This is a genomic window from Metabacillus flavus, assembly GCF_018283675.1.
GTDB lineage: Bacteria > Bacillota > Bacilli > Bacillales > Bacillaceae > Metabacillus_B > Metabacillus_B flavus.
Map to the genome: position 1 here is coordinate 382,830 of NZ_JAGVRK010000001.1, position 13,504 is coordinate 396,333.

Sequence of the window (13,504 nt, forward strand, 5' to 3'; positions counted from 1 at the left end):
GCTTAGCAAGCGCCCTCCGCTTTTCTTAGTAAAATAAAATTTGTAACAATCATTTCTATGTTTGAATGGTTGGGAATAATCAGTTAAGATAGATTTGTAACCGTTTTATTTTAAAAGGAGGCGTATTTTAATGGTAGTACCTTACAAGCATGAGCCGTTTACGGATTTTTCGGTAGATTCGAATAAGCAGGGATTTGAGAAAGGATTGGCAACAGTAGAATCCTATCTTGGGAAAGATTACGATTTGATTGTAGGTGGAGAAAGAATTTCCACTGAAGATAAAATTGTTTCTATTAATCCAGCAAACAAAGAAGAGGTAATCGGACGCGTTTCTAAAGCAACACGCGAGATTGCGGAAAAAGCGATGCAGGTTGCTGATGAGACGTTCAATACGTGGCGCAAGACGAAGCCAGAGGTTCGCGCAGATATCCTTTTCCGTGCTGCAGCCATTGTACGTCGCCGCAAGCATGAATTCTCTGCTTTGCTTCTTAAAGAAGCAGGTAAACCATGGAATGAAGCGGATGCAGACACAGCAGAAGCCATTGACTTTATGGAGTACTATGCTCGTCAAATGCTGAAGCTGAAAGACGGACAGCCGGTTGAGAGCCGTCCTGGTGAATACAACCGCTACAGCTACATACCGCTTGGAGTAGGTGTGGTTATTTCACCATGGAATTTCGCATTTGCGATTATGGCTGGAACAACAGTTGCTGCATTAGTAGCAGGAAACACAGTTCTATTAAAACCAGCTTCCACGACGCCGGTTGTGGCAGCGAAATTCATAGAAGTTTTAGAAGAAGCAGGCCTTCCGAAAGGCGTTGTGAACTATATCCCTGGAAGCGGAGCAGAGGTTGGCGACTATTTAGTGGACCATCCGCGCACTCGTTTCATTTCCTTTACAGGTTCCCGCGATGTTGGCTTGCGCATTTATGAGCGCGCATCCAAATTGAGCGAAGGCCAAATCTGGCTGAAGCGAGTGATTGCTGAGATGGGCGGTAAGGATACGATTGTTGTAGATAAAGAGGCAGACCTTGAGCTGGCTGCGCAATCGATTGTGAAATCTTCTTTCGGTTTCTCCGGTCAAAAGTGCTCGGCTTGTTCCCGTGCGGTAATCGTAGAAGATGTGTATGATCAAGTTGTAGACCGTGTGGTTGAGCTGACAAAAGAGTTGACGGTCGGCGATACAACAGATGGCTCAATCTTCATGGGTCCCGTTATCGACCAGGCGGCGTTTGATAAAATTATGGAATATGTAGAAATCGGACGCAACGAAGGACGTCTTCTTGCAGGAGGAGAAGGAGACAGCTCAAAAGGCTACTTCATCCAGCCGACTGTTGTGGCAGACGTTGATCCAAAAGCCCGCGTTATGCAGGAAGAAATCTTTGGACCATTTGTTGCAATTGCCAAAGCGAAGGATTTCAATGAAGCGATTGAAATTGCCAACAACACAGAATATGGTCTGACTGGTGCTGTTATTACCAACAACCGTGATCACATCGAGCAGGCGAGAGAAGATTTCCACGTAGGAAACCTTTACTTCAACCGCGGATGTACAGGTGCGATTGTAGGCTATCAGCCATTCGGAGGATTCAATATGTCTGGAACCGACTCTAAAGCAGGCGGACCTGACTATTTGGTTCTTCACATGCAAGCGAAAACGACTTCTGAAACGCTTTGATAGAATAAGAGAAAAGCCCGCTGAGTTAGTTCAGCGGGCTTTTTTCATTCAACCCCTTGGGCTGAATGGTTTAAACAAACGTTTATTTAGTTTCTCTCGCAAGCACGGTTTCCATCTCAGTAAAGTTTTCTTTCACTTTTTCGGATGGCTCTGCCGTCATTTTGCTGACCACAATAACAGCGATCAGACTCAGGAAGAATCCTGGAATCATTTCATATAAGAAGTCAGTTAGACCAGGTACGGTCAGCCAGATCAGGACGACGGCTGCACCGGTAATCATACCGGCAAGTGCTCCCCATTTCGTCATGCGTTTCCAGTAGAGGCTGAGCACGATCGCGGGCCCGAATGCGGAACCGAATCCAGCCCATGCATTTCCTACCAGCGATAGAATCGTGCCGCTTGGTTTAAGGGAAAGCAGGATTGAAATAACCGCAATCAGCAATACAGACAGCCTTCCTACGAGAACAAGCTCTTTATCAGACGCATGGCGTTTGAAGAACGTTTTATAAAAGTCCTCCGTCAGCGCACTTGCGGTAACAAGCAGCTGAGATGAAATGGTACTCATAATCGCAGCCAGAATTGCTGACAGAAGGAATCCGGTAATAAGCGGATGGAACAGCAGATCAGCAAACTTAATGAAAATGGTTTCCGGATCCTCTAAGTTAACTTGATTTGCTTTTACATAAGCAATCCCTACAAGTCCGGTCATCAGTGCACCGACGATGGAAATGACCATCCATCCCATACCGATGCGGCGGGCGGGTTTTAATTCTTTAATCGAATTGATCGCCATAAAACGGACGATAATGTGCGGCTGTCCAAAGTAGCCCAATCCCCACGCCAGGAAACCAACGATTGCAAGGAAGGACGTGCCACGGAAAACATCAAGCAATTTTGGATCAATTTCCTTTACTTGATCAATAGTTGTACCAAAACCGCCTAGGTCTATCAGTGCAACAATCGGTACTAAAATGAGTGCAAGGAACATGATAATTCCCTGGACAAAGTCTGTCAGGCTGACAGCCAGGAATCCGCCGAATAGCGTATAAATAATGACTACTCCAGCTGTTACCAGCATTCCTGTCGTGTAGTTCAAGCCAAAGGAAGACTCAAACAGTGTCCCTCCGGAAACCATTCCGGCAGAACAGTAGACTGTAAAGAAGATCACGATGACGATACCTGAAATGAGACGAAGCATTTTGGATTGATCGTCAAAACGATTTTCAAAAAAGTCAGGAATAGTGATCGAATTATTTGCCACAATTGTATAAGTTCTAAGTCTTGGTGCAAGAATTAAGTAGTTTGCATATGCCCCCATTGTTAATCCAATGGCAATCCACATAGCGGAAAGGCCCGTTGAATACATTTCCCCTGGCAGTCCCATGAGCATCCAGCCGCTCATATCTGCAGCACCAGCGGAAAGGGCCGTTACTGCAGGACCGAGCCCGCGTCCTCCAAGCATATAGCCTTCCACATTACCGGTTGATTGCTTAAAAGCGTAAAAACCGATTCCGAGCATCATAATGAAGTAGAGAGCTAATGATATATAAACTCCAATTTCCACAATATCTCTCCTATTCTCATTTTTTTGCTACTAAACAAACCGCTCAAAACCCTTCACACGGGATGAACCATCCCTCCATACGGAACCTTACGTATCCGCTATAAGGACAGCGGTCATCCATGTTTTGTCGTCATTTCCATCGAGCAAGGAAAGTGATCCTGCTCACCCCTAATAAGAATGCAGCCCTTACCGCCGGCAAATCCGGCTATACCTTCTGGAAAATTAGCGCAGCTTTGTCATCTGGAGAATCCAGGTAGAGAATAAAAACAAAATGTATGACAAATCAGGGTCTCTTTTTACAGGAAGGATTGATCAAGAAAGGGATTACGCTGAATCTTAAGTGGTGTGAAATGGCGGCGAGCACCGTTCGCAGCTTACGGTTTCTTAACCTACCAAATTAATCCCCAACATTCAAGCAGTCTAAACGTGTCGGAAATTGGAAGCAAATGCTTGAAACTTTAGTTTGAAGGTTAAGTAAACGGTTACAATAAAAGATAAAAGTAAAACTATTCTGAAAATAAAGAATAACCTATCTCCCAAAATTGCAAGACTGAAAGGACCTGCTTTTTCGACAAACTCTTCAAACGTTATTTAGGGCGATATCCTTAATTTTCATCAATTTACAAAAACTTTAAATTCTTTCTCATAAAACTACAATTCTCCGTGATACGGTTTGAAGGGAAGCGACTGAAAATAAGATGAAACGGGGAGAGGAATATGAGAAAGCCACGCAGGTTATTATCCGTTGTTTTTGCGTCTGTATTAGCTGCCCAAACGGCTGCCGCAGGCGTCATGTTGCCAGTTCAAACCGCATCAGCGGAAGAGACAGGCTATTCATTAGGACAAGTCATCGATCAGTGGGAGAAAAAGATTGCACCGGGAATTGAACAGGAGTCGGTCACGATTGGAAGCGGCCGCGGAAGGCAGGAAGCGTTTGTTATGAACGTGGACTTGGATTCGCAAAATCTTGACATTGAAGCCGGACTTCCAAATGGAAAAGACCTTGGCATGCAGCCGGTCCGCCAGCAGGCAGCAGCCGTCTCAAAGCCCGGACAGGTTGTGATCGGGGCGTTTAACGGAGATTTCTATAATATGTCCAGCGGAGTTCCGAATGGAACCGTCATTCACGACGGCCGCATCCTTAAATCAGGATACAAGGAATCATTTGGGATGAAGAGGGATGGGACGCCGCTCTTTGGTATTCCAGGGGTTCAATTTAAGCTCCATTCAGATGGAAACATTCAGCATATAGATAATTTAAATGGAACGAGATCGAACAACCTCCTTGTCTTGTATTCAGATCCATTGAAATCAACTGGCACCAACACGGCCGGAACGGAGGCTGTTTTAACGATTGAGTCAGGGGATGTACATAAACCGGGAAAAATGAAAGCGAAGGTCGAATCGGTTATTGAGGGAAAAGGGAATCAGCCGATTGAAGAAGGAAAGCTTGTGCTGTCCGGTCACGGAGCCAGTGCAGAAAAGGTGAAAAACTTAAAGCCGGGCCAGGAAATTGAAATCGAAACACAGATTTCTTCTCAATGGCTGGAAGCTGAAGAAGGATTGAGCGGCAATCATAAGCTCGTTCAAAATGGCCAGAAGGTCAATTTAGTTTCAGATGATTTTACAAAAGCAGTCGCTCCCCGGACCGCTGTCGGTAAAAAGGCGGACGGAACGATTTTCTTTGTTGTCATCGACGGCCGCTCACCAGGATATTCAGAGGGAATCACCGTTTTCGAACTTCGTGACATGATGTTTGAAATGGGGGCTGTAGAAGCACTGAATCTCGATGGCGGCGGCTCATCCACCTTTGCGGCAAGACAGCCGGGTGAAGAAGGTCTTGGCCTCGTAAACCGTCCATCCGATGGCTTTGAGCGCGCTGTCGCCAATTCAATTCTAATTACAACGTCCGCTCAGCCGGGAAGCGTGAGCCAGCTTGCGATAAAGCCTGACCACTTGCTCATTCTGAAGGGAAGCACTGAGGATCTTGATGCAAAAGGAATGGATGCAAATTTCTTCCCTAAAGCAATAAGCGGGGAGGCGGACTGGTCCGTCTCTGATTCCGCCCTCGGAACAGTAGATGAAAAAGGACTGTTCACAGCAGGAAGCAAAGCCGGAAAAGGCATGGTCCTTGCGGATAAAGACGGGGCAAAAGGATCGTCGGCCATTACCGTAACGGACAAATTAAGCAGCATCCAGCTTCCACAGGATTCTTTAACAGTAAAAAAAGGCGACGAAATCAATCTCGCTCCTAAAGCCATGCTTGACGGGAAAACGGTTGACGCCGATCCGTCCCTTTTTGAATGGAAGGTGGAGGGAGATATTGGAACCGTTGATAAAAATGGAATTTTCAGGGCTTCCGGCCAAACGGCATCTGGAAAAATTACCGTTCAATACGGAGGCATAACCGATACGATGGATATCCAAGTAGGCAAGCTGCCAATCATTCTAGCAGACTTTGAGAAGGATTTTGCTAATTGGACCTATAGCGGTGCCCGCTTCAACTCCATTTCCATCAAGCAGACTACCTATCCGGAGCCTGCTAGATTCGGAGAGCATTCTTTGCAGCTCAACTATGATTTTTCAGGAACAACTGGCACGTCCGGTGCTTACGCTCATCCGAAGCAGCCAATAACGATTGAAGATTACCCGGAATCCATCGGAATGTGGGTGTATGGCGACGGGAAAAACCACTGGCTGAGAAGTCAGATGAGAGACGGAAACAACAGCGCGTTCGCTCTTGATTTTGCAACAAAAATGGACTGGACCGGCTGGAAATACGTCGAAGCAAAAGTACCTGCTGGAAAGGCCCTTCCTTTAAAAATGGACTTGCCCGTCCGACTCATGGAGACGAGCGACGCCAACAAAAATGCAGGCTCGATCTATGTTGATAACATCCGGGCAGTATATGGCGAAACGAACGATGATTTAATAAACCCGTCGATCGATTCAAACCAGCCTGCGGATCAAGCAAATGTAACCGATGCAAAGCCGGTTATATCGGCCATCGCAAAGGATGAGGACACCGGGATCAACCCGGCCCGCATTACTCTGAATGTAGACGGAAAAGAAGTGAAAGCTCAATTTGATCCTGAATCCGGCAAAGTTTCCTACCAGCCGGGAAGCCCGATGCTGGACGGGTACCATATGGCAAAGCTTACGGTTCAGGACAACTTCGGAAACGAAACAACGAAGTCATGGACGTTTGAAACCGAAGCCGGCCAGCCGGGGTTCAAAGCAATTGCCCCTGAATCCGCCTACATCGGCGGAGCTTTCCCTATCAAGCTTCAGGCAAGCAAAGCAGAGCAGCTGGATACGCTGAAGCTAAAGTTAAAAGCAGATCCTTCAGCTTTGAAAACAGAAGGTAAAACGGTAAAACTATCTGAATCCATTACCTCCGATATGATCGTGAAAAATGAGATCATAGAAGACGGTACCATCGAGCTTGAATTAAAAGGATTGAACAAACTCAAAGGCGATGCAGAAATTGGGACCGTGCCGCTTTCCATCCCTGCTTCGGCAAAAGGAAAAGCAGCGGTTGACTTCGTTTCAGGATCAATTGGAGAAACCGATCTGTATCTACCGGACATCGAAAAAAATCTGAAAGCCCATTTCCATGTCAGCACCGACCGCACATCCACAGGATTTCCCTCCAAGGTAACGGTCAAGGATGAAAACGGAAAGCCTGTTCAGGGAGCCGAAGTAAAAGTAACGGCACCAAATTACAAGATTGCTAAAGTAAAAGCGAAAATGACTCAAATCCGCAAAGAAGCGAATGAAGCCTCGGAAATGATAGCACCGGTATCGAGGAACATTCAGATGATTGTGATGAAAACAGAAGGAGACTGGCAGCAAGTCCGTCTTGGGGATGTACAAGGCTGGATCAAAGCGAGCGATACGGAACTGAGTGACTGGACACTTGGTCAAACTGGCGCAGACGGCACCGTTAAAACGAACCTGCTATCCGTATTGCCGGGCAAAGTGACCATTCAGGCAGCGAAAGACAGCCAATACAGCTTCACACAGGAAATTAATGTGCTGAATCACCTTGGAACGAACAAACCGGAAAGATTGAACGTCACCTTCAACGGCAAACCATCCAGCCGCAATATCAGCTGGACGACTGCCCCGCAGGTTACAGACTCTGTCGTTCAGATTGCCAAATTAGAAGATTACAAGAAAGATGGCTTCACCGGCAAAAGATTTTTAGCCAAAAATGGCAAAAGCACACCGCTTGCCATGGACGAAGGCGAGCTTCAGGCCCATACCGCTGAAGTGACCGGACTAGTTCCGGGACAAACGTATATGTACCGCGCTGGAGACGGAACACCTGAAGGATGGAGCGAACCTGCAGAAATCAAAGCAAACGAATCGCGGAAGGACCCATTCACCTTCCTGCTGATGGGAGATACCCAGGCACCTCCGAACCAAACGGAATCCGGCTTCGGCATCTACACAGAACTGTTTAAAAAAGCAAAAGCGGAACATCCGGATGCCGCGTTCATGATGCATGTCGGCGATATGATTGATGATGGAAACCTTTACTCACACTGGAATGCATTCTTTGAATCCATGAAAGACACCGAGCTTGCACCATCAACCGCCATCATGCCAACAGTCGGAAACCATGAAAACATCGGCACCGGCGTCACCACATTCAAGAGCCTCTTCAACATGCCCTACAACGGCCCGGACGGCTTTGAAGGAACGGTCTACTCCTATGACTACGGAGACGCCCATTTTGCTGTACTGAACACTGAAACAGACACAGCCGGCCTCCAAAAACAAGCAGACTGGCTCATCAAAGACATGGCCAAATCGAAAAAGAAATGGAAAATCGTCACCTATCACCGCTCGCCATACTACTCCAACCCGCAAGGCGGAGCAGAAGCGGTCAAAAGTGTATTCCCAAAAGCTTTCGACCAGGCAGGCATCGACCTTGCCATCTCAGGCCATGACCACGCCTACGTCCGAACGCACAAGCTGAAAGACGGCAAACAGGTCGAAAAAGGCGGTACCACCTACTTAATCGCCGGCTCCACCGGAGGCAAATTCTACGACGCCGTCCCGCAGGATTACATGGATGTGTATTTCGAAGAGAAAACACAAGTGTATTCAAGTGTAATGATTGGAGAGGACGGAATTAAGATTACCGCTAAAGCACGTGATGGCAGGGTAATTGACGATCATACGATTACGAAGTGATAGGGTTTGAAACCGGGGGCAGGTTGCTGCTCCTGGTTTTTTGTGGTTTTGCACTGACCCTCAACATGGCAACGCGGCGGGGACGGAGGTTTAGTGCGGTAGAGGAGCGGGGGTCAGTGCAAACTTTATTGACCGGCGCCTGACCCCACATCCTTCACCGCAGCGGGGGACGGAGGCGAATGCGTGTGAAGCCTTATGTATCAATGGTTTACAAAGACGGTGCCGGAGCTTTAGTTCGGCAGCAAACAGCGGGACTGGCACCGTGCCTGACCCCACATCCTTCACCTCAGCGGGGGACAGAGACCGAAGCCACTCAGCCCTTGCGTACCAATGGTTCACAGAATCGGTGCCGAAGCTTTCATCCTTAAGCGAACTGCGGGTCAGGCGCCGCTGAGCATCCGCCGAGCATCCGCCGAGCATCCGCCGAGCATCCGTCAAGCCGCCGCACAGCTTTCGCTCATCCGCCAATCCTTGCCTGCCACCACAATGCCTTGCTTTATAGCACTAAATTTTGTTATCATCAGAGTATTGTTTATGCACGATTTTATTGGAGGTGAACAGTTGATGTCACGCATTTCGACTGATCAGGTTAAGCACGTTGCGCACCTTGCCCGTCTTGCGATTACAGAAGAGGAAGCTCAGATGTTTTCAAAGCAGCTTGATGCCATTATTTCATTTGCAGAGCAGCTGAATGAGCTCGATACGGATAACGTTGAGCCGACGACTCACGTATTGGATATGAAAAACGTAATGAGAGAGGACAAGCCGGCTAAAGGTCTTCCGGTTGAGGACGTTGTTAAAAACGCTCCGGACCAGAAAGACGGATACATCCGCGTTCCGACCATTCTTGAATAAGGGAGGGAAACCTAGGTGTCATTATTTGACCATAAGATTTCCGAGTTAAAGCAGCGTTTACATAAAAAAGACATCACCGTTACGGACCTCGTTGATGAGTCCTACAAACGGATTAACGAAGTAGAAGATAAAGTTCAGGCGTTCATGACGCTTGATGAAGAGCGTGCGCGCTCTTATGCAAAGCAATTGGACGAGGCAGTCGGTACACGCGATGAGTTCGGTCTCCTTTTTGGAATGCCGATTGGCGTAAAGGACAACATTGTAACAAAGGACCTTCGTACAACGTGCTCCAGTAAAATCTTAGAGAATTTCATGCCGATCTATGATGCAACGGTTGTGCAAAAGCTTCAGCAGGCAGAATCCGTTACGATCGGAAAATTGAATATGGATGAGTTCGCGATGGGTTCTTCTACAGAGAACTCTGGATTCAAGCCGACAAGAAATCCGTGGAATCTTGAAACCGTTCCAGGCGGATCAAGCGGCGGTTCGGCTGCATCTGTTGCAGCAGGCGAGGTTCCGTTTTCACTTGGATCTGACACAGGCGGTTCGATCCGTCAGCCGGCAGCTTATTGCGGCGTTGTTGGATTAAAGCCTACGTATGGCCGTGTTTCCCGTTATGGGCTTGTGGCATTTGCGTCATCTCTGGACCAGATCGGCCCGATTACCCGTACCGTTGAGGACAATGCGTATCTTCTTCAAGCGATTGCAGGCGGAGACCAAATGGATACGACCTCTGCAAATGTGGATGTTCCAGACTATGTTTCTTCCTTAACAGGTGATATTAAAGGCCTGAAAATCGCGGTTCCAAAAGAATACCTTGGTGAAGGTGTCAGTGAAGAAGCGAAAAACTCCGTGCTTGAAGCGCTTAAAGTTCTGGAAGCTCAAGGAGCAACGTGGGAAGAAGTATCGCTTCCGCATTCTAAATATGCGCTTGCAACTTACTACCTGTTAGCATCCTCTGAGGCTTCATCCAATCTTTCGCGCTTTGACGGAATCCGCTACGGATACCGTACAGACAATGCGGAAAACCTGATCGATCTTTACAAGCAGACCCGTGCGGAAGGCTTCGGGAACGAAGTGAAGCGCCGGATTATGCTTGGAACGTTCGCTCTTAGCTCCGGTTACTATGATGCTTACTATAAAAAGGCGCAAAAAGTGCGTACGCTCATTAAAAAAGATTTCGAAGATGTTTTTGAAAAGTACGATGTCATTGTTGGACCGACGACTCCGACTCCTGCTTTCAAAATCGGCGAAAAAACTGACGATCCGCTTACGATGTATGCGAATGATATTTTAACGATTCCGGTTAACCTTGCAGGTGTCCCTGGAATTTCCGTTCCTTGCGGATTCTCTAACGGTCTTCCGCTCGGACTTCAAATCATCGGCAAGCACTTTGACGAAAGCACCATCTACCGTGTTGCCCATGTATTTGAGCAGGCGACAGACCATCATAAAGCAAAACCTGAACTGTAAGGGGTGAGAAACGAATGAACTTTGAAACGGTGATTGGACTTGAGGTCCACGTTGAGCTTAAAACGAATTCAAAAATCTTTTCCGCTTCTCCGAACCACTTCGGAGCGGATCCGAATACAAACACGTCCGTGATCGACCTTGGTTACCCGGGTGTCCTTCCGGTATTGAATAAAGAAGCGGTAAACTTTGCGATGAAGGCTGCGATGGCGCTGAACTGTGAAATCGCAACGGATACGAAGTTTGACCGCAAAAACTACTTTTATCCCGATAATCCGAAAGCGTACCAAATCTCTCAATTTGATAAGCCAATCGGTGAAAATGGCTGGATTGAAATTGAAGTAGGCGGTAAAAAGAAGAAAATCGGAATTACCCGTCTTCACCTTGAAGAGGATGCGGGTAAGCTGAACCATACGGGCGACGGCTTCTCCCTCGTTGACTTCAACCGTCAGGGTACGCCGCTTGTGGAGATTGTTTCCGAGCCGGATATCCGTACGCCGGAAGAAGCGTATGCGTATCTTGAAAAATTAAAAGCCATTATCCAATATACAGGAGTTTCTGACTGTAAAATGGAAGAGGGCTCTCTTCGCTGCGACGCGAACATTTCCCTTCGTCCAGTCGGCCAGGAGCAGTTCGGGACGAAAGCCGAGCTGAAAAACCTGAACTCCTTCAACTTCGTCCGCAAAGGATTGGAGCACGAGGAAAAACGCCAGGCAGAGGTTCTGTTATCCGGCGGAATCATCGAGCAGGAAACACGCCGCTTTGATGAATCCACAGGAAAAACCCTCTTAATGCGTGTAAAAGAAGGATCCGACGACTACCGTTACTTCCCGGAACCGGATCTTGTGTCTCTTTACATTGATGAGGAATGGAAAGAACGCATCCGTGCTGAAATTCCTGAGCTTCCGGATGAGCGCAAAGCGCGCTACGTAGCGGAGCTTGGTCTTCCTGTTTATGATGCAATGGTTCTGACTCTTACAAAAGAAATGTCCGACTTCTTTGAAGCAACCGTCAAAACCGGTGCGGATGCGAAACAGGCATCCAACTGGCTGATGGGTGAAGTATCAGCCTACCTGAACGCAGAGAACAAGGAGCTTGAAGACACGGCTCTTACTCCTGAAGGACTGGCAGGCATGATCAAGCTGATCGAAGCAGGAACGATTTCTTCTAAAATCGCGAAAAAAGTCTTTAAAGAACTGATTGAAAACGGCGGCGATGCTGAGAAAATCGTTAAAGATAAAGGACTTGTCCAAATCTCTGATGAAGGCGCGCTTCGCACATTCGTAAACGATGCGCTCGATGCCAATCCGCAGTCGATCGAAGACTTCAAAAACGGGAAGGACCGCGCAATCGGATTCCTTGTCGGCCAAATCATGAAAGCATCCAAAGGCCAGGCGAACCCGCCAATGGTCAACAAGCTTCTCATGGAAGAAATTAATAAGCGTTAAGAAAAAAGCTTCCAGGGCGTTTGCTCTGGGAGCTTTTTTGTGCTGAAACAGCTGTGGAGAAAGAAAAAATTATATATTGGATTAAAAAATTTACGATTGAATAAACTGGTAGTAGAAGTTTCGAAAGTTTCGATAAGGTGGTAGAATGGAGGTAAGGAGGGTGATCAATATGAGTATTGTCCTTGACCAAGTACGTCTGGATGAAAGTGAAGAACAACTTGTGAAATCTGAATCCGCAAGAGCTTATCTTAAAATGCTTAAGCTGGAGCGGGAACTTAAAAAAGAAATTAAGGAATTTTCGCAAAAACTGCAAAAAGATGAAATTCAATCGATTTCCCAGTATTTTAACGTTCCGAAATATCTAACTGTAAGAGAAGTTGCCAACCTGACAGGTGTGTCTCAACAGATTGTCCGGCGCCATTGTGCAAGTGAAAAATATAAAGGGTATCAAGCTTCTGGAGCTAACGGTACTTGGCATATCGAATCTGAACAATTTAATGAGCTCCCTGGTTTCATGGATTTCATCTCAAAGAGAAATGATAAGTTTGAAAAAACTAAGAAAGCTGCAGAGCTGACTAAAGACATGATTAATGAAGAAATCAATAATGATGGAAATTAAATGATGTCTGGGAGAATGAAATGGATTTAGCAAATCGAAGTATAGTAACATATATGCCCGATACCAATTGTTTTAGATACAAATCCTATATTATGCAAAAAATTGTGGAAGGTGAAATGGAAAGTGATGAACAAATACAAAGAAGAGAATATAAAGAAGCTGCCAATCGTTTTTGGAACAAAATAATGGAGGAATCAAATAGAAAAGAAGCCGAAATTTTGGTAAGTGCTGAGGTTGTGCAGGAATTAAAGGTTCAGTCTTATACTCTAGATAAGAAAGAGACCAAGCCCATTCTTAAACTTCTCGAAATTTTAGACGAGGAAACGGCCGCAGTTCCTAATGAAATAGAATATCAATTAAGAGAATTTAGTAATTATGCCCGAAGGAAGTTCGGCGGACTTATTATTCCTCCAGGAAGAAAAATGGATTATTTGAGAGCATCAGATGCACGGATATTAATTCATGCCTATCTTAATGATGCAATTCTTGCGACTGCCAATATTAAGGATTTTCTTCTCTATACTCTTTTTTTGAACAAGAAGAGGACAAGTTATATGACATTCTATTAGGAGAATATGTTGGAATTCCTGGAGATGGAAGGGTTAGGGTTTTTGAAGATGAAAAGTTTCAGTCTTTATTGACAGCTATGAGAGGGTTAAAGTTTT

The 13,504-nt window shown here is 46.3% G+C and carries 8 protein-coding genes; 7 read left to right on the forward strand and 1 reads right to left on the reverse strand.

Annotation, left to right across the window (positions count from 1 at the left end; genetic code table 11):
• Positions 1 to 130 precede the first annotated feature (130 nt).
• Positions 131 to 1,678 carry an L-glutamate gamma-semialdehyde dehydrogenase gene (gene pruA / locus J9317_RS02070; RefSeq protein ID WP_211556093.1) on the forward strand — a complete coding sequence of 516 codons (1,548 nt, stop codon included), beginning with the start codon at positions 131 to 133 and terminating at the stop codon, positions 1,676 to 1,678.
• Between the two features lie 82 nt (positions 1,679 to 1,760).
• On the opposite strand, the gene putP is transcribed toward pruA, so the two are convergent.
• Positions 1,761 to 3,242 (reverse strand): sodium/proline symporter PutP, encoded by a 1,482-nt coding sequence (gene putP / locus J9317_RS02075; RefSeq protein WP_211556095.1) that lies wholly within the window; start codon positions 3,240 to 3,242, stop codon positions 1,761 to 1,763.
• A gap of 717 nt (positions 3,243 to 3,959) precedes the next feature.
• Here putP and J9317_RS02080 point away from each other — a divergent pair.
• The 6 genes from J9317_RS02080 to J9317_RS02105 all read left to right on the forward strand — a co-directional run bounded on the left by J9317_RS02080 (position 3,960) and on the right by J9317_RS02105 (position 13,408).
• Complete coding sequence (locus J9317_RS02080; RefSeq protein WP_211556097.1) at positions 3,960 to 8,447, forward strand: phosphodiester glycosidase family protein; 4,488 nt, start codon at positions 3,960 to 3,962, stop codon at positions 8,445 to 8,447.
• A 564-nt stretch (positions 8,448 to 9,011) separates the two neighbouring features.
• Positions 9,012 to 9,302: an Asp-tRNA(Asn)/Glu-tRNA(Gln) amidotransferase subunit GatC gene (gene gatC, locus J9317_RS02085; RefSeq protein WP_035407683.1), complete on the forward strand. Its 291-nt coding sequence runs from the start codon at positions 9,012 to 9,014 to the stop codon at positions 9,300 to 9,302.
• Positions 9,303 to 9,317: 15 nt separating this feature from the next.
• Positions 9,318 to 10,775, forward strand: a complete 1,458-nt coding sequence (gatA, locus tag J9317_RS02090) for an Asp-tRNA(Asn)/Glu-tRNA(Gln) amidotransferase subunit GatA (protein ID WP_211556099.1) — start codon at positions 9,318 to 9,320, stop codon at positions 10,773 to 10,775.
• Positions 10,776 to 10,789: 14 nt separating this feature from the next.
• Entirely contained in the window at positions 10,790 to 12,220 is a 1,431-nt protein-coding gene (gene gatB / locus J9317_RS02095) for an Asp-tRNA(Asn)/Glu-tRNA(Gln) amidotransferase subunit GatB (protein WP_211556101.1), read from the forward strand.
• Between the two features lie 169 nt (positions 12,221 to 12,389).
• Positions 12,390 to 12,839, forward strand: coding sequence for a hypothetical protein (locus J9317_RS02100; RefSeq protein WP_211556103.1), 450 nt, complete (start codon positions 12,390 to 12,392; stop codon positions 12,837 to 12,839).
• Positions 12,840 to 12,859: 20 nt separating this feature from the next.
• Positions 12,860 to 13,408 (forward strand): PIN domain-containing protein, encoded by a 549-nt coding sequence (locus J9317_RS02105; RefSeq protein WP_211556105.1) that lies wholly within the window; start codon positions 12,860 to 12,862, stop codon positions 13,406 to 13,408.
• Positions 13,409 to 13,504 lie beyond the last annotated feature (96 nt).